At 40.7% G+C, this 21531-nt stretch carries 20 protein-coding genes; 14 read left to right on the top strand and 6 right to left on the bottom strand.

All coding sequences use genetic code 11. The features are described 5' to 3' along the window. Positions 1-29: 29 nt before the first annotated feature. Both HUJ21_RS18310 and HUJ21_RS18305 read left to right on the top strand, forming a co-directional pair. On the top strand, positions 30-1421 hold the full coding sequence (locus HUJ21_RS18310) for a hypothetical protein (protein ID WP_291372013.1): 1392 nt from the start codon (positions 30-32) through the stop codon (positions 1419-1421). A 245-nt stretch (positions 1422-1666) separates the two neighbouring features. Next, complete coding sequence (locus HUJ21_RS18305; protein WP_291372012.1) at positions 1667-3136, top strand: long-chain fatty acid transporter; 1470 nt, start codon at positions 1667-1669, stop codon at positions 3134-3136. On the opposite strand, the gene HUJ21_RS18300 is transcribed toward HUJ21_RS18305, so the two are convergent. Genes HUJ21_RS18300 through HUJ21_RS18290 form a run of 3 tightly spaced genes read right to left on the bottom strand, consistent with a single transcriptional unit; the run spans position 3119 to position 5296 of the window. Further along, entirely contained in the window at positions 3119-3655 is a 537-nt protein-coding gene (locus HUJ21_RS18300) for a shikimate kinase (protein ID WP_291372011.1), read from the bottom strand. The two genes, HUJ21_RS18305 and HUJ21_RS18300, sit on opposite strands and share 18 nt — an antisense overlap. Beyond that, the gene (locus HUJ21_RS18295; protein ID WP_291372010.1) at positions 3652-4758 is read right to left on the bottom strand and encodes a BT_3928 family protein; all 1107 of its coding nucleotides are present in this window, start codon (positions 4756-4758) and stop codon (positions 3652-3654) included. The genes HUJ21_RS18300 and HUJ21_RS18295 overlap by 4 nt, the downstream gene beginning before the upstream one ends. Further along, complete coding sequence (locus HUJ21_RS18290) at positions 4748-5296, bottom strand: DUF1599 domain-containing protein (protein WP_291372009.1); 549 nt, start codon at positions 5294-5296, stop codon at positions 4748-4750. The genes HUJ21_RS18295 and HUJ21_RS18290 overlap by 11 nt, the downstream gene beginning before the upstream one ends. A gap of 14 nt (positions 5297-5310) precedes the next feature. On the opposite strand from HUJ21_RS18290, the gene folP reads away from it, so the two are divergent. Together folP and cdaA are read left to right on the top strand one after the other, a co-directional pair. Then, a complete protein-coding gene (gene folP, locus HUJ21_RS18285) occupies positions 5311-6195 on the top strand; it encodes a dihydropteroate synthase (protein WP_291372008.1) in 885 nt (294 codons plus the stop codon). Continuing rightward, positions 6192-7058: a diadenylate cyclase CdaA gene (cdaA, locus tag HUJ21_RS18280; RefSeq protein WP_291372007.1), complete on the top strand. Its 867-nt coding sequence runs from the start codon at positions 6192-6194 to the stop codon at positions 7056-7058. The genes folP and cdaA overlap by 4 nt, the downstream gene beginning before the upstream one ends. A 72-nt stretch (positions 7059-7130) precedes the next feature. On the opposite strand, the gene kbl is transcribed toward cdaA, so the two are convergent. Beyond that, a complete protein-coding gene (gene kbl / locus HUJ21_RS18275) occupies positions 7131-8327 on the bottom strand; it encodes a glycine C-acetyltransferase (protein ID WP_291372006.1) in 1197 nt (398 codons plus the stop codon). A 132-nt stretch (positions 8328-8459) separates the two neighbouring features. Between kbl and HUJ21_RS18270 the strand changes: the two genes are divergently transcribed. From HUJ21_RS18270 to HUJ21_RS18255, 4 genes are all read left to right on the top strand, one after another. Next, positions 8460-9413 (top strand): NAD-dependent epimerase/dehydratase family protein, encoded by a 954-nt coding sequence (locus HUJ21_RS18270; RefSeq protein ID WP_291372005.1) that lies wholly within the window; start codon positions 8460-8462, stop codon positions 9411-9413. A 143-nt stretch (positions 9414-9556) separates the two neighbouring features. Continuing rightward, the gene (locus HUJ21_RS18265; protein WP_291372004.1) at positions 9557-10048 is read left to right on the top strand and encodes a copper resistance protein NlpE N-terminal domain-containing protein; all 492 of its coding nucleotides are present in this window, start codon (positions 9557-9559) and stop codon (positions 10046-10048) included. A gap of 199 nt (positions 10049-10247) precedes the next feature. Then, positions 10248-10739 (top strand): hypothetical protein, encoded by a 492-nt coding sequence (locus HUJ21_RS18260; RefSeq protein ID WP_291372003.1) that lies wholly within the window; start codon positions 10248-10250, stop codon positions 10737-10739. 24 nt (positions 10740-10763) lie between these two features. Further along, complete coding sequence (locus HUJ21_RS18255; protein ID WP_291372002.1) at positions 10764-11474, top strand: hypothetical protein; 711 nt, start codon at positions 10764-10766, stop codon at positions 11472-11474. Between the two features lie 280 nt (positions 11475-11754). Here the strand turns inward: HUJ21_RS18255 and HUJ21_RS18250 are convergent, their stop codons facing one another. After that, positions 11755-13008: an agmatine/peptidylarginine deiminase gene (locus tag HUJ21_RS18250; RefSeq protein ID WP_291372001.1), complete on the bottom strand. Its 1254-nt coding sequence runs from the start codon at positions 13006-13008 to the stop codon at positions 11755-11757. 387 nt (positions 13009-13395) lie between these two features. Between HUJ21_RS18250 and xerA the strand changes: the two genes are divergently transcribed. The 4 genes from xerA (at position 13396) to HUJ21_RS18230 (ending at position 17104) form a co-directional block, all read left to right on the top strand. Next, a complete protein-coding gene (gene xerA, locus HUJ21_RS18245; protein ID WP_291372000.1) occupies positions 13396-14502 on the top strand; it encodes a site-specific tyrosine recombinase/integron integrase in 1107 nt (368 codons plus the stop codon). 104 nt (positions 14503-14606) lie between these two features. Then, complete coding sequence (locus HUJ21_RS18240) at positions 14607-15779, top strand: hypothetical protein (RefSeq protein WP_291371999.1); 1173 nt, start codon at positions 14607-14609, stop codon at positions 15777-15779. A gap of 162 nt (positions 15780-15941) precedes the next feature. Next, positions 15942-16520 carry a Crp/Fnr family transcriptional regulator gene (locus HUJ21_RS18235; protein WP_291371998.1) on the top strand — a complete coding sequence of 193 codons (579 nt, stop codon included), beginning with the start codon at positions 15942-15944 and terminating at the stop codon, positions 16518-16520. A 143-nt stretch (positions 16521-16663) separates the two neighbouring features. Beyond that, the gene (locus HUJ21_RS18230) at positions 16664-17104 is read left to right on the top strand and encodes an SRPBCC family protein (protein ID WP_291371997.1); all 441 of its coding nucleotides are present in this window, start codon (positions 16664-16666) and stop codon (positions 17102-17104) included. Positions 17105-17745: 641 nt separating this feature from the next. On the opposite strand, the gene HUJ21_RS18225 is transcribed toward HUJ21_RS18230, so the two are convergent. Beyond that, positions 17746-18711, bottom strand: coding sequence for an AraC family transcriptional regulator ligand-binding domain-containing protein (locus tag HUJ21_RS18225; protein ID WP_291371996.1), 966 nt, complete (start codon positions 18709-18711; stop codon positions 17746-17748). A 98-nt stretch (positions 18712-18809) separates the two neighbouring features. Between HUJ21_RS18225 and HUJ21_RS18220 the strand changes: the two genes are divergently transcribed. Next, positions 18810-19637, top strand: a complete 828-nt coding sequence (locus HUJ21_RS18220) for an SRPBCC family protein (protein WP_291371995.1) — start codon at positions 18810-18812, stop codon at positions 19635-19637. A gap of 36 nt (positions 19638-19673) precedes the next feature. Beyond that, on the top strand, positions 19674-21425 hold the full coding sequence (locus tag HUJ21_RS18215) for a serine hydrolase domain-containing protein (RefSeq protein ID WP_291371994.1): 1752 nt from the start codon (positions 19674-19676) through the stop codon (positions 21423-21425). Positions 21426-21531: the final 106 nt, after the last annotated feature.

Here is a 21531-nt window from a genome sequence, read left to right as displayed (position 1 = left end):
GTAGGGAGAGTAATAAACTAAAAATTCCTATGATTAATTTCAATCCCATACGGACGTTAGGTGCAGTAGCGATTTTAGGCTTAGCTGCCTGCAATACCAGCTACAATGCTAGCAGGAGCGGAGAAGAAATCGACAACCTGTACTTCATGGCATCAGATGCCAGGATTGCTACTGAATTTGCGGTAAAAAACAACAATCCTGAAAACTTTAAGGACATAGAACAGATTCAGTCCCTTGATGCTGATTCTGACAACTTTAGTTCCAAGAATGTTAACCCCGAATACATAGCCAAGTACCAGAGATCAACTGCCCCGGCAGAAGATGAAGGTACTGTATATTTTGATGATGCTGAGACAGGAGAAAATCTGGCTCAGGGAGATCCCAATATTAATGCCTATGATAATTTCAGGGGCGTTAATGGAAACAATCCTGTTGTCAACAATTATTTCATGAACCCCATGATGGGTATGGGATTCAATCCCATGATGATGGGCATGGGAGGATTTTATGATCCTTTCTGGGGTCCTGGCTTCGGAGGAATGGGTTTTTATGATCCTTTCTGGGGTCCTGGATTTGGTTTCAGACCTGGATTTAACATGTCTATTGGTATGGGATTTGGTTTTGGAAGCAGATTTGGATGGGGAAGCCCATTCATGAGACCTGGCATGGGTTTTTATGATCCATTCTGGGGATCCGGATTTGGATACAGACCTGGTTTTGGAGGTCTCTACGGTGGAGGCATGTGGGGTAGGAATATATACTCACCCGTTATTGTACTGCCAGGAGGCACTGAAGGTAACAGAAGACAATTGGTGCAAAGTGCCAGGCCTAGTAGGGCTTCTTCTTTGGCAAGCAGCACCAGCAGGTCAAGGAATATTGCTCAGCCAGGTTCGTCCAGAGCTGCGGCAAGGAGAGATGCAATGAACAGTAGCAGGTCAGTAAATAGCAATAATCGATCTGCTTCAACCAGAAACTCTTTCAGCAGGTCACAAAATGACTATTATAACGCTGCTTCTGCAGCACCTTCAAGGAGGAACATCAATTCTCCTGCTATGAATCGTTCAGGAAACACCTCCTCCAGAAGCAGTTATAATGCGCCAAGCAGGACCAGTTCATATAGTAGAACACAAGCTCCCGCGAGCAGTAATTCCAGGTACAATACAAGCGGAAGAAGTAACAGGTCATCTTATACTGCTCCAAGGTCAAATAGTAGAAGCGCTTCCCCTTCTTATAATAGAAGCAGGAGTACCAGGACTTCTACCCCAAGTTATCAACAACGATCTACCACACCAAGCAGAAGTAGTTATTCTGCTCCCTCAAGGCCTTCATCCTCTTACAGTGCGCCAAGCAGAGGCAGCTACAGTGGAGGAGGAGCTTCCCGAGGAGGAGGTAGCGTAGGAGGAAGTAGAAGAGGGAATTAATTCCCTCTTTTTTTACCTCTTAATCAAGTCATTTAATTTTTTAAACTTCCCTTTAAATATCCAATCAGCCATTACCAAAACCTAAGTATTTGAACGCTATTTTTACTTCAACTTAAGTTTCTTGTTTTCGTTCAAATTAAAGCGATCAAATCTCGTCGGCTTAAAGGTTGCCTTTTTGAAACAAATTCGGCACTTATTCAAGCCGCTTGGAATTCAAAACCAACTCAGTATTTAATTCAGATGATATGAAAGGATTAAAATTGATTTTGTCTTTAGTAGTGTTGTCCATCATTCATGTGCAGCATTCAACAGCTCAAAGTGGCTATGTAGAAGATGCCCTCAGGTTCAGCCAGTTTGGCTCTACAGGTTCAGCAAGAATATCCGCTTTGGGTGGTACCCAAAATGCATTGGGAGGAGATATCAGCAATGTTCATGGCAATCCTGCCGGACTTGGCTTTTTCCAGCAATCCGAGTTCAGTCTTACGGCTGCCTACAGTGACTGGAATGCCGAAACGTTTCTCCTAAATCAATCAAGAGGATACAATGCCACGAATTTCTCCATTCCAAATCTGGGAGCGGTTATCAGCAGGGCCAAGGGGCCTTTGGAAGTCGGAGATTGGAGGGGAGGATCTTTCGGGATCAGCATCAACAGACAGGCCAGCTACAACAATAATTTTGGTTATTTTTCCAATCAGCTGGATCAGGGATCCATTTTGGATTACTATGTAGATATCTACAATGAGCAAGGGGTACCGAACGGAACAGACGGGCTGTATTTTGAAGCTTTTCTGATCAATCCCGAGGGTGATGGATACAATTATGTCCCAAATGCCACACTGGCCCTGGAAAAGTCAGAAATGATAGAAAATGAGGGCAGCATGAGCCAGATTGGTTTCTCATATGGAGGAAACTATAAAAACAAACTCTTTATCGGAGCCTCTCTGGGAATTAACTCGGTAAATTTCCGCTCGACCAAAACCTACAACGAAGAGTTTTTGGATGACAATGACGAAAGCACTTTGTTCAGTTCCTTACAGGAAAACCTGTTTTTGGAAGGTTCCGGAATAAATCTGGGACTGGGAATCATCTACAAACCTGTAGACCGGCTCAACCTGGGGCTCAATTTCAAGTCCCCTACCTGGAACCGGTTTAATGAGGAGTATGATGCGGATATATTTGCAAACTTCACTCCTCCTTACGAGGACCCGGAATTTGGAACCATTTCGGAGTCTGATGCAGAAACGGATATATTTCTCAGCAGTTACAACCTGCGAACTCCAATGAAAGTGGGGGCCGGTTTCACTTATTTCTTCGGGAAAAACGGATTTATTTCCGCTGATGCCGACTACCTGGATTACAGTACAGCCAACTTGAGGTCGAACGTGTTCAATACGGGAGAGGACAATGTGGCCATCAGTGATATTTACGGGCAAGCCATCAACTACAGTGTAGGCGGCGAATACAGGATAAAAATGATCCGCATCCGGGCAGGCTATGCTTTTTACGGTGATCCATTTGGTGAGCCAGGCAATCTGGACAGAAGCACAACAAAACTCTCAGGTGGTATTGGGGTGAAATTACCTGGTTTCAGTGTGGATTTTGGCCTGGTCAACAGTATGTTTAATAGTTATTACAATTCTTATCCAGGCTCAAATGTGGCAACCACAGAAAATAACATCCTGTCCGGATTGCTGACTTTAGGGTTTAGTTTTTAAAAAAGGCATCCATTCGGCAATCAATAACTCAGGGGAGATATCTTCTCCCCTGAGTTTTATTTTGGCTTTTTCGTAATACCTGTTGCGCTCTACATACATGTTTTTTAACTTAAGTATGATTTCAGCAGTCTCCAAACCAGAAAATAATGGTCTGACCTCAATTTGGGTCTGATTAAGCCTGTCCAGAATATGGTTGAGCGGAACGTCCAAATAAACGGAAACAGCCTGGGAATTGACCAGACTCATGTTATCATTATAGCAGGGAGCACCACCCCCGGTAGCCAAAACAAATGCCTGCTCAAGCCGAAGGGTTTCTTCAAGGACTGAAGTTTCCAGATTCCTGAAATAGCCCTCCCCTTTTTCGGAAAAGATCTCGGCAATACTTTTACCTTCCTTTTCTTCTATCAGGTCGTCCAGGTCATAGAAAGGGCTATTAAGCCTTGCAGCCAACTCCTTACCCAGGGTGGACTTTCCACTTCCAGGCATACCTACCAACACGATTTTCCTGGGATCTGTCATCGTCCAAACAAGCTTTGAGCCGTCTCCGGATCTGGAGTGTTTCTAAAATGATATTTCCCCAGCACTGTTCCCTCCTCCAAAAATACAAGGCCCGGATTAGAACGGACGATGGTTTTTACCACTGTGGCATCCGCCATGTAATACCCGATTTGTATGCCGTTGTCTTTTAAAAATTGCTCCATCTCAGCCTCTGAGGATGCGGCTACCAGGGCCACCTGCACATCCGATCCCTGAAAAGCATTGATCAGGCCGCTGATTTTCTCCATCTGCTCCAGGGAAAGATCCATCTTTTGGATGCTGTGGGACAAAATCAACAGCTTTTTGCCACTTAGCATTTGTTGGGTATGGTCGCCATTATCGTTCCAAATGGCAAAGTCAGATATTTTAGGGAGTGCTTCCGGGTTCTTTAGATTCATCTCTACAAATTCATAGCTTTCATCCGAAGGATACTGGTCAAATTCCACCGTTTTCCCATCCTTTCGCATCAGGTAGCTGTATTCCAAATTGGCAGAAGGCTCCATGGCACGGGGAATATTCACCCCCTCCTTAAAAGCCCGGAAATCAATAAATGGAAGGTTTCTTATGGCATAAACAGCAAGCACCAGAGAAAGCACAAAAGAGCCAACAGTCAGCCATTTCCCCATAGCCGTATTGCCTTCGGGCAGTTGTTTTCTGAATACAACCATAAAGACAATCAGCACCAAAAGCACGATGTCTTTGTAAAAGGATTCCCAGGGTGTTAGTTTGATCGCGTCTCCAAAACAACCACAGTCGGTCACTTTGTTATAATAGGCGGAATAAAAGGTGAGAAAGGTAAAAAACAGGATCATCAATAGCAATAGATAAATTCCGGTCCTCACTTTCCAGCCTACCAGGATCATGATCCCCAATGCCACCTCCAGGATTACCAAAATCACTGCAATGGGAAGTGCTATGGCTTTCAGTGGCTCAAATATGGGGGATATATCCGTGGAAAATACATCAAAATACTCCTGCATCTTGATGGATGTTCCTACCGGATCATTCACCTTGATCAGACCTGAAAAAACAAACAGACCCCCGACCAGGAGCCTGGCAATGAACAATATGGTTTTAATGATCATTTTCATTTAATTTAATCATACAGAAAACGGCATAGTTGAGCATGTCCTGATAATTGGCAACCACCCCCTCAGATACCAGGGTTTTTCCCCTGTTGTCCTCAATTTGTTTCACCCTGTACAGCTTCATCAAAATGATATCCGTCATGGATGAGATCCGCATGCTCCTCCAGGCTTCTCCGTAATCATGGTTTTTATTTGCCAGCAATTCTCTGGTAGCGTTTACCCATTTGTCATACAGCGGCTCCAGTTCTTTAAAATTAATTTCTTTTCTATTGTCGTCCTTCAAATCCAGCTGAAGCAAAGCGATGATACAATAATTGATAATGCCGATAAATTCATCCCTGATGCTGTCTGTGACCTTTTGCTGTCCTTTTTCCTGAATGGAACGGATGCGCTGGGCCTTGATAAAAATCTGGTCTGTAAGGGAAGGAAGCCTTAAAATCCGCCATGATGTGCCATAATCCTGCGTCTTCTTCTTGAAAAGTTCTTTACAAAGGCCAATAACTTCATTATATTCGCTTGCGGTTTGTGTTTCCAAAGCAATGGAATTTTATGTTTGACGATTTACGTTCGGTTTCTAATGCCGAAGATACTTTATTTCCCCCAAAAATAACACTTCAGATCAAAGGAAAGCTATTCGCTTTGGACCAGCCCTGGATCATGGGCATCATCAACAGTACACCCGATTCTTTTTATGAAGGCAGCAGAATTGCCGGAGAAAAAAAAGCCGCATTGGAAAAAGCGGAAACCATGATATCCCAGGGAGCTCATATTTTGGATATTGGGGGATACAGCAGCAGACCCGGAGCGGATTTTGTATCCGAGGAAACAGAACTAAAAAGGGTAATTTCCGTTATCAGTGGTATAAAGGAAAGGTTTCCCGAGATCCTGATTTCTATTGATACTTTTAGACACAGGGTAGCGAAAGAAGCTGTTGCTGCAGGAGCAGACCTTATCAATGACATTTCGGGAGGTAGCCTTGATGCACAAATGCATGCTACTGCAGGTAGTTTGGGAGTACCTTATGTTTGCATGCACATGATAGGCCAGCCCCAAAACATGCAGGCTTTTACAGCTTACGATCATTTGGAAAAAGAATTGTTGTATTTTTTTTCAGAAAAACTAAGAAATTGTTATAAAGCTGGCATAAAAGATGTAATAGTGGACATAGGGTTGGGATTTTCAAAAAACCTGGAACAGAATTACAGGCTGATACGGCATCTGACCTATTTTAAAACCTTGCAATTGCCCATTTTGGTGGGACTGTCACGTAAATCAATGATTTACAAATTATTGAAAACCAGTCCGGAGGAAGCCCTCAATGGAACCACCGCCCTTCATATGGCTGCACTGATGAATGGGGCCAGTATTTTAAGGGTGCACGATGTAAAAGAAGCAAATGAAACTTTAAAATTATATAAACAACTCTACACTTGAAATTACTCTTTAAAATAGGCTTTTTGGACGTTTCCCTGGTCAACCTGATAGACATTGCTCTGGTTAGTATTTTGATCTATCAGGTTTACAAACTCATGCGCGGGAGTGTGGCCATAAAGATATTTTTAGGGTTTCTTTCCATTTACCTGATTTACCTGGTAGTGAGTGCCGCCCAGATGGAGCTGCTGACCATCATCCTGGGACAGTTTATGGGAGTAGGTGTATTGGCAGCCATCATCCTTTTCCAGCAGGAAATCAGAAAATTCCTCCTCATTGTGGGGAAATCTTCCATATTTTCCAATGAAAATCTCTGGCAGGAATTGTTATTCTGGAGAAAAAGAGAAAGTTTGGCTTTCAATGTCACCCCAATCATCGAAGCCTCCAAAACGCTGTCAGGTAGTAGTACAGGTGCCCTGATCGTACTTTCCCGAAACTCTGAATTGAAGTTTTATGCCGAAAGCGGAGACCTGATAGACGCCCTGGTCTCCAAAAGACTTTTGGTTTCTATATTCAACAAATACTCCCCACTACACGATGGCGGGGTAATCATTTTTAATGGGCGGGTTAAAGCCGCCAGGTGTATCCTTCCGGTCACCGAGCGCGAAGTTCCTGCCCAATTCGGGCTGAGACACCGGGCAGCTATAGGGATGTCTGAGGCCACTGATTCATTGGTATTGATTGTTTCAGAAGAAACCGGACAGGTTTCCCTGGCCAAAAATGGCAAAATACTGCATAACCTATCGTTTCAGGAAGTAAGGGAAATCATCAATAACTACCTGACGGGAGAAGAGATTGACGATAAATTTGAGCCGGTCAGCCGATCAGGAAAACCTCAGGATTTCAAAAAACCTACCGAGGTGTAGGGCTTACTTAACTAAACTAAACCAAACTTTTCCAAAGTTTAGAACTTTGGAAAAGTTTTGACGGTACAGCGATCAACCGATCACCCCCAGTTCCTTTCCCACTTCAGTAAAGGCGGCAATGGCTTTTTGCAGGTGTTCTTTTTCGTGGGCTGCAGAGAGTTGCACCCGGATCCTCGCCTCCCCTTTCGGGACCACCGGATAATAAAAACCAATGACGTAAATGCCTTTTTCCAGTAATTTCTCAGCCATCTGCTGTGCCAGCGGAGCCTCATAAAGCATGATGGGCACAATCGGGTGGGTACCTTCCTTGATATCAAAGCCAGCCTCCCGGATTCCTTCCCTGAAAAAACGCGTGTTTTCTTCCAGCCGGTCCCGGAGTTCCGTTGTCTCTGAGAGCAAATCAAACACGGCTATGGATGCGCCTGTTATGGCTGGTGCCAGCGTATTGGAAAACAGGTAAGGCCGGGATTTTTGGCGCAGGAGCTCCACAATTTCCCTTCTTCCTGATGTAAAGCCACCGGAGGCTCCTCCCAGGGCCTTTCCAAGTGTACCTGTAATGATATCCATCTTGCCCATTACGCCCTTTAGTTCGTGTACCCCCCTTCCGGTTTTACCCATAAATCCCGTGGAATGGCATTCATCCGACATCACCAGGGCCTGGTATTTTTCGCCCAATTCCACTATATTATCCAGTTGAGCGATGGTGCCGTCCATGGAGAAGACCCCGTCCGTCACGATCAGTTTATGCCGGGCGCCTTTTTCATCTGCAGCCCTGAGCTGAGCTTCCAGGTCTTGCATATCGTTGTGGCGGTACCGGAAACGCATGGCTTTGCAAAGCCTGACCCCGTCAATGATGGAGGCATGGTTTAGCGCATCAGAAATAATGGCATCTTCGGGTCCGAGAATCGGTTCGAACACCCCACCGTTGGCATCAAACGCAGCGGCATATAAAATGGTATCCTCCGTGCCTAAAAATGCAGAAATCTTCTCTTCCAGTATTTTGTGTATGTCCTGCGTGCCACAAATAAACCTGACCGAGGAAAGGCCGAAACCATGGCTGTCTATAGCAGCTTTGGCCGCATCGATAACTTTGGGATGGCTGGATAGGCCCAGGTAATTGTTGGCACAAAAATTCAGAACAGGCTTACCATCTTTCAACAGGATTTCTGCATCCTGAGGGGAATGGATGATGCGTTCTGTTTTGTAAAGCCCTGCGGCTTTAAGGTTTTTGATTTCTTCCTGCAATTGTGCCTGAATGCTGCCAAACATGGATTTTTAGGTTTTGTTTTAATGATGGAGGTTCTGAGCGATGAATTTACAATTTTTAAAGAAAAATGACACAGTATTGTCATAAAATTCTGAAATTGGGCCTCAAAATAGCGCAGATCAAAATAAACCCGCATGGATAAACTATTGGTAACCGGTGCCGCCGGTCAGTTGGGCACAGAATTGACCCAGAAACTTTGTGAAGTGTATGGCCCGGATGCTGTATTGGCAACCGATATCAACCCGGAAGCAGCCGACAAATTTCCCTACTGCAGCTTTGCGGTACTGGATGTATTGAACAGGGAGCAGGTCAGGCAGTTTCTCAAAAAAGAAAAAATCACCCAGGTATACCATCTGGCTGCCACTCTTTCTGCCACAGCTGAGCAAAAACCCCTTTTTGCCTGGAAATTGAACATGGACAGTTTGCTGCTACTGTTGGAATTGGGCAGGGAATTTAAGCTGGACAAAATATTCTGGCCTTCTTCCATTGCTGTCTTTGGGCCCCGCAGCCCAAAGACAAATACTTCTCAGTATGCCGTAAAAGAACCCAACACCGTTTATGGCATTTCCAAGCTGGCGGGAGAACGCTGGTGTGAGTATTACTACAAGCATTTTGGTGTGGATGTGCGGAGCCTGAGGTACCCGGGATTGATCGGATACAAGTCTCCTCCAGGAGGGGGCACCACTGATTATGCGGTGGATATCTTTCACCAGGCACTGGCAGGCAAATCTTTTTGTTCCTACCTGGAAAAGGACACCCGACTGCCCATGATGTACATGCCGGATGCCATCAAAGCCACACTGGCCCTGATGCAGGCTCCGAAGGAAAACCTGGGTGTTCGGTCTAGTTACAATCTGGCTGCACTGAGTTTTACCCCTGAAGAATTATACCAGGGTATACTGCAGCATGTACCCGGTTTCAGCATTAGTTATGCACCGGATTACCGGCAGGAAATAGCGGCAGGATGGCCCCAAAGCATCAACGACCGGCAGGCCAGAGAGGATTGGCATTGGAAGCCGGATTACGACTTACCGGCCATGATTGAAAATATGCTGGAGGAATTGCCTAAATTACTGGAAAATAAATAAACCGATTATGAAATCGAGCCTGCCTGAGGCAGACAGGCATGACAAGAACCTCTCCAATTGGGATGATTATCATTGCGAGATTCCCTGTCCGACTGGGGTCTTCCGGGCGGGCAGATGGCAACTAAAAAACAAATTATAAACAGATGAAATACGGCATACCCATTATCCTGGTCCTTTTGGTCTTTTCTTGCGATGCGCCTACAGAGGAGAGCCGGTACAGCGAAGAAGACATGGAGGAGGCAGACAGCAGGGAAGAAATTGTATTGGAAAGCAGTGCTTCCACCTGGATGTATTACGAAGGCTTACTCCCTTGTGCGGACTGTGAAGGAATTCGCACGCAACTCAAACTGGAAAACAGCCCGGAAAAAAGGGAAAGGTCCTATGAACTGACCGAAACTTATTTGGGCACTGAAGAAGGTGACCGGGAATTTGTCAGTTCGGGACTATATGAAGTAGTATATGGCCTGGAAGGTGAACCAGGCGCTATGGCCATCCGCCTGCTGGATGACAGCAGCAATGCTATAAAAAGCTTCCGGCAGGACAAGGAAGGCAAACTGCATTTGCTGGATAGGGAAGAAAAAGCAATTGCTTCGGAATTGAATTATACCCTGGAGGTAGTGGAGCCTAAGGAATAGGTCAAATTCCCTGGAATCGGTTGGGCTGGAAAGAAAAGGGCTGTATGCCGAAACAGGAAATTGGAGGCAGGGGATTTGAATTTTTCGAAAAATTCAATTTGGTTTTTCCGTCCTATTCAAAATATTTTTTTAATTCAGGTGAATTGGTTAGATTAGAATATGTTTTTTTCCCTACAATCTATCTTTAAAACCAATTGTCATGAATTCACCACAAAATGCGGATGCCAGACTCATTTTTAACAAAAGATTTCAATGGAAACTCGCTACCGCGGATGCTGGAACTGCTCAACAACAAACCTTTCCGCTTCAACCTAAAGGAAGCGCCGGGCCTGAGGAAAACCAGAAATTTAAATTGGAAATTGTGGACCAGACCGGATCCTTTGCGCTGAAAACGGCAGGCAACTTTTATGTGGGAGTAAGCAGCAATTCCCGACCAGGAGAGATCGGTCGTGTAGGCAACCTGACAGAAGAGGTGACTTTAGTTGAAGACCCGGGTGAAACCCATATCAGTATCCATTTTTTAGAAAGAAATGTAATCTGCTTGAAGAGTAAGGACGGCAGGTACATTACGGCTACCAATGGCGGGGGAATGCCGGCTCCGGCCGGAGCAGAGAACTGGACTTTTAACAGGGATGGCGACATGCCTCACGGTTTTGAATACAATCATGTTGCCTTTCACGCTTACATTTAAAGCTTTACAATTGTCTTCTAAACCATGAACATGAAAAAATCCTTGCTATGGGTTGCTGTTGCCCTGGCCTTTGCTTCCTGCACAGCCACCAAAACCAATACCTATCCGGGGTCAATCAATTTTATTGACAATGACCCGCCGATTACCCAATCGCTATTCGAAGACAAAAGCGCTACGATTTCGGAAGAGAATATCCAAAGGATTTTAGATGGGACCTACAGCCTGCCGGAGGATTTGAGCGTGGCCTTTGTCAGGATAGCGCCTTCACAAAGCCTGCAAAGGTATTACTGGTCCGACGAGGAATATTTGAAATCCCAGCAGCAATACCTGGATCTCTTTTCTGAAAAATTCAAAAATTCCAGTCGCGTAAAAAAGACATTCAGCATCCCGGACCTGTTGATCTCCAGTGCACCCTCTTTTACCAGTATCAGGGGATCGGCCGTCAGGACCCAATCTGATATTGTGGTGATTTACTCCATCAACAGTGATATTTATTCCCAGTACAAACTTTTCTCCAAAACTGACATCAAGGCATTTGCAACCACCCAGTTGGTGATTTTGGATGTAAGGACAGGTTTGATTCCATTTACAACGATAGTCACTAAAGACTTTCAGGACAAAAAAACAGATGCTGATTTAAACGAAAATGAAGCAAGAAACAGAATTAAGAACCAGGCAGTGCTTGGCACCATAGAAGAGATTGGTCTGCAACTGGAGGCCTTTTTAGGTAAATGAGCATTTGAAGCCGTGCACCAGAAAACAAGAAACTGATTATTGGCAATGCCCAAGATGTAGGAATAAACGAAAATGAGCCATTGAAGAGCTGCAATCAATGTATTGACCTTCTCAGGCCACTGAAAATAAAAAAATGCTTGTGCATGCTTTGATCGGTGCTCAGGTGGACGTCGCCCATAAAGGAAGAATCAAACATACCCTTGCTTTTTAGGAAGGACGATGTACAAGCATGTCACAAAAGAAACAATTTGGATGATGCTGTGTACTTCAAAATACCGGTTTAACCCATAAATCTTCTGAGACCATTATAAATTTTAAGCCTGAATTTGGGTCTTTTTTTGACTTTGGGTTGATGCATGGTGATACAGTGCAGCCCACCACCACTGTAATTAAGTTCGGTAGCATGGATCATCACCACTCTTCTGCTTTTAAAAACTTCCTGAAAAGCTTTTCTGGCCTGATCATCTTTTTGCCGGATATAATCAGGATCACCCGGACCGTGATAGGCAGGTATCACCACTAAGTTATTGGTTAATACAAAGTTCAAATAGCTGGTAACAGGTGTATAATAAATTGGCTGCCCCTTGTATTGTCCCTGATCAAAAATAATCGGTGCCTGCGGTACCCTGATGATCTTAAAAGGCTTTCCATCCTGATCCCTGGCATCCTTGAGGATTTGATAGCTTTCTTCCAATCTCTCATGCACCACCCGGTAGAATGGATCCAGGGATAGGTCTGCCGGGTCTACCTGAGCCAGCAGGATAGTTTGGGCATCGGCAAACCGGCAGAATTCATCCACATGCCAATGAACACCATTGCCATAAATATTGTCGATCACGGGTCCATGGTCAAACAAATCGTCCTGCGGAATACCCCTTTTTAGCCAGATGACGTTTTTTTGATTCAGCCGTTGTTTGTATTCCTCTTCGATTTCTTCCAGGCTAAGCCCGGGATTGATGTATTTTTCATGTCCTTCGATTAAAATGATGGTTCCCCTGCCATTGATCTCCCTACCACCGCCGGCGCTGAACAAGCTACTTTTCATAAAAGGGATCTTCATTTTTGTGGCATACTGCTCGCTGAATAGATTGTATTCCAGGTTTTCTTCATGGGGATAATGAAAAGTAACCATCTCCTGACGACCTTCTTCATCCTGCAGGATTATGGGTCCATAATCCCTGATCCAGATATTGTCATTTTCCATTTTAAAAGGCTCCAGGCTGACATTTTTCAAATTAATTTTCCTTTGGCCAAATAAGTTTTGCAGGTTTTCAGGGAGGTGATTGCGTTGGTTGTAAAATACCGTGACCTGATCATCTTTGGAGATCTCCTGAATAAGTTTCAGGGATATCTCCTGGAATTTGGGTGTCCAGCAGATGAAGGTGCTCTCCTGTGAGTCAAATTCCGCCACCGGGGCGGCTGCAAATTTTGCGTCAGGATCCTGCTGACAGGCATGGAAAAATAGAGAGGAAAGCAATACAAGCAGACAGGTACGCAAACCTTGCGTCGCTGTCAATCCGGCCGTGATTTTCATTTTCAGGCCAGGGATAGAAATTTAATCATACACATATCCAAAACCGATCTATTAAAGCACTAGTAAGTTACAATAAGATTCTGATAAAAATCTGAATTTTATGAAAGCCCCGGAGAAAAAACCTATGTTCCGGATAAAAAATGATCAGATAATGCTCTTTGTAGGCAGGCAGCCTTTCTCCTAAGGGACATGATTTGGCAAGGTCATGTTTCGAATAGTGCCTGGGAAGGAGGCTGTGTCAGGTCAGAGTGCCCCTGCTCGTAAAACCGTCTAGGGATTTGTTGAACGTGGGCATATCCTGCCAGATATTGCTTGGTTGGATTTTAGCTGATTTTTATTTTTTAGTTAAAAATATTCCATTAAATTGTTTTTAAATTTTTTAAACAAATGAAAACCATCGTGTTAAAAAACGCTGTTTTTGAGGGATTACCGGTCATCTGCCTGGAGTTTCCCTATGATTTTGCTTTAAAGGAGCTGGTAAAAACCTACCCGGAATGTCAGTGGTCCAGAAAGCACAAGGCCTGGTGGGTACCCTACCGGGAGGACCAATTGGACGAGTTGATTCAATTTTTCCGGGGGAAAGTCTGGCTGGATTATTCCCAACTTAAAAAAATCGACATCGCGAAGGAATTTCCTAATACCATCAAACTGGATGTTAAAACAGAAAAGGAAATGCAATCTTTTATAGAATGGATGAGGAATAAGCGCTATGCAGAAAGCACCATTAAAACCTATTCAGGAGCATTGATTTTATTTTTTAGTTTTTTAGACAACAAGGAGCTAAGTGAAATAGAGAATGAAGATCTCGCCTATTTCAATACCCACTACATTATCCGGAGGGGTTTTTCTGCCAGTTATCAAAGTCAGTTTATCAATGCTGTCAAACTGTATTTCAGCATCAGGCAACATAAGAAACTAAACCCTGAAATTATATACAGGCCAAAGAAACCTAAATTGTTACCAAATGTATTGGCTAAGGAAGAAGTAAAAAGGATTTTGAATGCTCACAAAAACCTGAAACACCGGACCATGCTGTCGCTGATTTATGCCTGTGGACTACGGAGAAGTGAATTATTGAATTTAAAATTCACTGATGTGGATTCCAACAGAGGCTTACTCATCGTTAGACAGTCCAAGGGTAAAAAAGACCGGGTTGTACCATTATCGTTAAAAACCGTAGATTTGTTGAGGGAGTATTACAAATTTGAACAACCAACGGTTTATTTGTTTGAAGGAGAAAAGTCAGGCTCCAGGTACAGTGAGGGAAGCTTACAAAAGGTATTAAAGTCTGCCATAGCAAAAATTGGGATTAAAAAACCAGTTACCTTACATTGGCTTCGACATAGTTATGCTACTCACCTGCTGGAAAATGGCACCGATCTTCGGTATATCCAAGAGATCCTAGGTCACAAGAGTAGTAGGACGACCGAAATCTATACACACGTAACCGACAACAGTATCAGGAGAATCAAATCCCCCTTCGATGACCTATAATAAAAATAAGCAAAGGTATACAGATCTATCAAATCATTGTTGGATTTATACACCTTTGGTAAACAGATATACGAGTTGTATGCAATCAAAACAACCTAAATAAAATGAGCGAAGAGGAAAAATCAAAAAATAAAAGAGCTAGTGGTAATAAAGCAATTTCAAGTATTGCTATGCCGCAAAGGACTATCGAAGATGCAATTCAAATTGCAGAATTGATTTATAAAAATTTTGCAGGACAAGAAACCCCATTAGGAACAATTGCAAAAATTGTTGGAATTGGGGAAAAGTCAACAAATATGACTTACTTAATCAAAGCAGGTGAATCCTATGGGATAATTGATAAAACTGCAAAAGATAAGTTTACACTGTCAGAACTCGGTAGAAAAATAGTAGCACCAACTTATGAAGGTGAGAGAGAAGAAGCAATTAGAAAGGCTATTTTAACACCAACATTGATGAGCAAAATCTACTCTGATTATGATAAACACCCTATACCTGAGAGTGCTTATTTCATAAATTCATTGGAGCAGAAGTATGAAATTCCAAAAGGGAAATCAGCTGATATTAAAGACATATTGATCAAGAACGCGGATTTCGCTTCATTTTTATCAAAATCAGCTGACGGAGGGACTACTCTACTGAATTTAAGCAATTCTATTCCACAATCAAGCAATAAATTAGAGATAGTCAATTTTGATAAATCAACAATAGATGCAGAGGAAGTAATAGAATACACTCCACATTTTTCAGAATCAACCTCAGTGGATTTTAACAAAGTATGTTTTATCATTACTCCTATCGGATCTGATGATTCAGAAGAAAGAAAGCACGCAAATATGATGCTCAATCATTTAATAAAGCCAGTTTGTGATGACCTTGGATTAAATGTAGTTAGAGCTGATAAAATCGATAAATCAGGATTAATAACACATCAGATTTTAGAACACATAGCAAAATCAGCGTACTGTGTTGCAGATTTATCATTTAATAACCCAAATGTATTCTATGAACTTGGAGTAAGACACGTTTGTCAGTTACCTACGGTTCAAATTATTCGAAAGGGTGATAAAATTCCCTTTGATGTGTCACAGGGTAGGACAATTACTATAGACACTTCAGATATTTATACTATAATGGATAGATTTGAAAGTGCAAGAAAGGAGCTAAAGGAACATATTCAAAAAATTAGCAATAATATAAAAAATGACATTGCAGATGATAATCCAATAAAGGTATATCTTCCAGATTTAAAAGTCATTTTACCGAAAAGAAAATGAAGACTGCATACAACAGCACCTAAGAATACATGGGGCGGTAAGTGGAATCCGATAGTTTTGTTCTCCGAACTAACTTTAGTTACGTTGGACAGGTAATCGCTCCGAAGTGCCCCACGTTTCTTAGCTGCCAAACGTTATTGCACATTTTAAAATAGAATAATTTTGACAGAATTAGAGAAATACATTCAAACGCACTTCGGTGTAAACAATGACGATTTGACTAAAATAAGTTCACTTTTCCATTTGATTAAATTATCTAAGGGTGATTTTTTCCTAAAGGCTGGAAGATATTCTGATAGACTTGGTTTCGTTCAGTCAGGAATAATTAGAGAATTTGCTATAATTGACGACAAAGAAGTAACAAAATGGATTTCAACTAAGGGTTATTTTGCGGTAGACCTGTCAAGTTTTGTTTTTAAGCAAACAGCTCGCTTTAACATTCAAGCAATAACAGACTGTGAAATTTTTATTATTGAAAACAAAAACTATCAAAAAATTGAACAATTAATACCTAACTGGTTTAAACTTGAAAAGTTATTTATTGCTAAATGCTTTACTGTTTTAGAAGATAGAATTGTTTCACAAATATCTCTGACAGCTGAAGAAAGATATAATCAGCTTTTCAATTTTAACAAAGAATTGTTTAATCAAGTACCCTTGCAACACTTAGCGTCTATGCTTGGTATGACTCCTGAAACTTTAAGTCGGATTAGAAAAAAAGCGGTTGGCAGAACTTCTTGATAAATGTCAAGAGCGAGTCATGGTTTTGTGCTGACCTTTGTGTTGTCAATTTAAATCAAACGGCAATGTTCATAAGATTAATTTCTGTTCCTGCATTTAGCTTGACAATTTCAGTAAGTTAATTTGTACAAAACAATTCAAAAATGAAAAGTATTAATAAAAACGCACCAGTAAAGTGCAGTAAGACAATCACTATAAATGCTAGTAGTAAAAAAGTTTGGGAAATAATAACTAACATTGACAATTGGGCAACTTGGCAAACCGATATCAGCAAACCAAAAATGAATGGAGAATTAAAACCCAAAACGACATTTGATTGGAAAACTGTAGGGGCAAATATTCATTCAACACTTCACACTGTTGAGCCATTTAAAAACTTCGGATGGACCGGAAAAACTTTAGGAGTGCTGGCTATTCATAATTGGACACTAACTGAAACCAACGGACGAACAAAAGTTTCGGTTGACGAAAGTATGGAAGGTTTTTTTGCAAAACTTTTGAAAAAGTCATTCAACAAAAACTTAGAGAAAGGTATGCAGACTTGGCTTGAATTACTCAAAGAAGTTTGTGAAAAAAACTCTTAATCATTATTTAAAAAAAACCAATAAAAAAGTATAAAATGAAAAAAGATAAAATTAGTAATATAACCGTTGGATTTGTAATAATACTCCTTTCTATTTCTGGACTTGGTTATATTTTTCTACCAGAAAAGATGTTAAGCGTAGTTTGACTCAAAGGGTCTCCTACAATAAATTTTCTAGTTAGAACTTTAGCAGTAGCACTTCTATCTTTAGTGCCTTCAGCAATTGCATCTTTAAGAAATGATGACAATTTTAATCTAAAACGACAAATAATTTTTGGATTAGCAATTTATATGTTTTTAAGTTCACTTGTAGACTTACATGCCTATCATCTTAATATTGTTAATTTCTCATCTATTCCAAGTATTGGTTTCCGAGTTATCATTGGTATTATCTTGCTTTTAACTAATTCTACAGGGAAATCAATTGTAAAATAGAAGTTAAAAAAACGTGCTATAACACGGGTTTTGCGTCAGTCTGGGTGTTGTGCAAACTTGGAGCTTTGTGCTTTTATTCAAGTTCAGTGCAGGTTGACAGTTTTGTGCTCCGAAACCCGCCCGAACGCAAAGCCCGAAACCGTTGGCGGGCATTGTAAAAAAAACACAACTAATAAATGTATTAAACGGAGAATTATATAATTTATATTAGGTTCTTTTTTTCTTTTTCCAGGAATTTACAGCATGTAGATATGCACTAGATTCTGAATAGCCTAAAATGAATGCGACATCCTTAGTTTTAAAGTGCTTTTCATTAATCAAATAATTAGAAAGCTCTTCTTTTATTGTATTTACAATGCCTCTGAAAGACATACCTTCATTCGTTAACTTTCGCTGCATTGTGCGGTTGCTGTAAGGAAATTGTTTTTGAATTTGTTCAAAGAAAGGAATCTCTGGAGAACACATATTTAGAATCATATTTCGCACTTGGTGGGAGAAAAATTTTCCGTCCTCCTCTTTTTTGTTCAACATGGCTATAAACTTTGGCAATAGAAGTTCAATTTCCTTAACCCTGTTTTTATTAATCTCGGTATTAAGAATTTCTAACGGTAGTAATAACTGATAAGAAGAGTGATAGGTGACTTCAACATTCAAGGCATCATTATAAGGTTCGTTATCAGTAAAAGGTAATCTGATTTTCGGTTCGAAAGGCTTATTTAGCATTAGTTTTAATTCTCGATAAATAATGCTTAAAATCATATCCAATAGATGTTTTTTTACTTTCACATCTTCAATAGGGCTATCTAATTCTAAAATATATTGTTGAGAGTCTTCTATGATCTTAGCAGAGACTAAAGGAAACTTTGTATCTAGAAAATTTTGAAGAATATGAACACCTTGTTCAATGCTTGATGTATTCAATGATATTTCCAACACCAATCCCAAAGCACCTAAATTAAGGTAGCAACCAAAATTCAATCCGCAATACTCACTGTCTGTAGCTTCAATCACGTGATTAAAAACAGCTAAATATTCGTTGGCATCAACCATTTCGTTTGGATTAGCAATATCCAAATCAGGATTTATCAAATCCTTTCTTAAGGTCTCAGACCTTAAGTTTTGATAGGTTGCGTAATCTAGTAAACTACCTAAATAAGGTGCAAATATTTCCATTTGGCAAAAGTAATGAAAATTGGCGTAAAATATCAATATACCCTAATCTAAGAGGCGTAGATTTGTGATATAAGTCATGTAAACCAATATTTAAAAGGATGAACACATTACAAAAGTATCTTACAACCAATGCCATATTTTCAACATTAACGGGCATTACTGCAATAGCATTTCAAGAAAATATAGAACAACTATTTAATCTTGAACCTAGTAACTTTTTCTTCATACTTGGCATCCTACTCATATTTTTTGCTCTTACAATTGTAGTTGAGATTAAAAAGCAAAGGGCAATACCTGTGCTATGGATTACTACTCAAGATATGTTATGGGTAATTGGGAGTGTTATCTTAATAGTTTGGAATCCTTTTGGAATTTCTACCGTTGGAAATATAATAATTGTTGCAGTGGCAATTGTAGTTCTCACCTGTGGTCTCGGTCAAGCCAAAGGGCTAGCAAGAATTGACGAAGGAAAGGAAAGCGGTAAAAAAGTATTTCAATTTAAGAGAAAAGTTAAAGGAGCTAAATCAAAAGTCTGGGATGTAATATCAGATGTTGCAAACTATCATGTGGTAGCCCCAAATATTGACGACTCTAAGATCATATCAGGAGGAAAAAGGGGTTTAGTACGAGTGTGCTCACATGGCAACGATAATTGGACAGAGACTTGTACATTATGGGAAGAAGAAAGGCAATATTCATTTATGGTAGATACCAAAGCACCGGATTATCCGTATCCATTTAAATCTTTAAAAGGAACTTGGACAGTTGATGAGATTTCATCCAATGAGAGTATGATAACCATGGTTTTCGAGTTTGAATACAAAAAGGCAATTCAGAATATACTCGTGCATCCATTTATGAAGTATAAGTTCACAAAAGTTTGCAAAGAGTTGCTGGATAATTGGCAAAAATTGATTGAGTCATAGCCAATATTCTGTTCACCTTTAAAAGACTATAAACAAATGAAAAACTTTATTATTGTATTTATTTTAATAGGATGTCTTTTATCCTGCACTAACAAAGAAAATACGACCCAAATCCATGCTACAAATTCTCAAATAACAACCATTGGAAGAAACATCGATGATTATTTAACAGCGATGGAAGCCATGGGTTTTTCAGGTGCAATTATAGGAAGTTATAAAGACCAAGTGATAATTCGAGAAGGATATGGATATTCCAACAGGAAAAATCGAATTCCTTTCACAACGCAAACCGTCCAGTCTAACGGCTCAAATACTAAACAGTTTACGGGAGCGGCTATTATTTTATTAGAAACTCAACATCAACTTTCAGTGAATGATAGTTTGCCAATATATTTTGAAAAAGTTCCCGTGGACAAACAACAAATCACCTTACACCAACTATTGACCCACTCTTCCGGACTATTACAGGGCGTTGGTTTTGATGAAGAACCTATTGAGTTCGCTCCATTCTTTAAACGTCTTATGGAGAAACCACTAGAGTTTGAACCAGGTACGAGTTATAATTACTCCAACGCAGGATATTCTTTATTAGCTAGTATCATAGAAAAGTTAAGTGGTGTAAATTATGAAACCTTCATTTATGAAAACCTTCTTAAACCTTCAGGTATGCTGAAAACAGGTTATGTACGACCCGATTGGAACCGTGAAGATATGGCTATTGGTTATCGAAAAGGAGAAAAATGGGGAGAAGTCTATAAAAATGGTTGGATTGAGGATGGTCCCAGCTGGCATTTAAGAGGAAACGGTGGGATACATACAACAGCAGAAGACATGTATAAATGGTTTGCAACGGTGAAGGGAAATGGAGTTTTAGACAAAAATGCGGTTGAAACTTGGACAACAGGTTACGTAACGGAAAATAATGGCTATTCTAAATACGGCTACGGATTGGTAAGCTATGTTGATGACAAATGGGGAAAAGTGATTACTCATAGTGGAAGCAACAGTATTTTTACATCACACTTTTTTTGGTTGCCAGAAAGAGATTTCTTTTTTTACATACATGGGAACAATTCCATTTTTCCCGTATATGAATTTGAGGAAAATATTCTGAAAGCTGCTTTTGATGAAAATTTTAATTTCCCGCCTATTGTGAAAACAAGTAGCCTGAATAAAGCCATTGAAACAAAACAAAAAGAAGGGACTTATCATTCTGCATTCGGAACGATTGAACTGATGGCTGATGATTCAAGGTTAATTGCTAAACTCTCCGGTCAAGAGACCATAGACCTCATGTTCAAGCACAATGAAAAGCAAAAAGAAAAATTTGCAGCGCTCAACAACAAAATGAAAAAAGTCATGGACAAGCTTGAAAAGGGTGATGAAAACCCCTTTAAAGATATTGTTGCAGGAGAGGAAGCGTCAAAAAAAGTTACTCGTTCATTTCAGAATCGCATCAAGCAAATGAGCAGAAACCTGGAATTCTTGAATGTGATAGGGTCTTTTGAAAACGCCCCGGACTCCGATTTATACGAATATGGGCCTTACACGACTTTCGTTCATGCAAGATTTGAAAACTGGAACCAATATTGGAATTTGGTATGGAATGAGGACGGAACATATAATGGCAATTATAGTGGACCCTGGCCTGAGTTTACCTTTATTCCTATTAGCAAAAATAAATATAAAGGCATAAGAGGTATAAAACCTTGGAATACTTTAAACAACATTGAGTTTATAGGTGATAGTTTAAGTATAGAAAAGATTATATTCCATAAAGTTAAATAGGATTTCAGTTGATATATATGATTATTGTAAATAATAAAAATAACGACCCGCCAATCGTGTAGACGGCCCCGCCAGATTCCTCTGACGGGGAGCGCCTCACACACCA

This window comes from Cyclobacterium sp., assembly GCF_014762705.1.
Taxonomy (GTDB): Bacteria; Bacteroidota; Bacteroidia; order Cytophagales; family Cyclobacteriaceae; genus Cyclobacterium.
The sequence above is the reverse complement of the archived record's forward strand: the minus strand, read 5'-3'. Positions and strand labels throughout refer to the sequence as shown.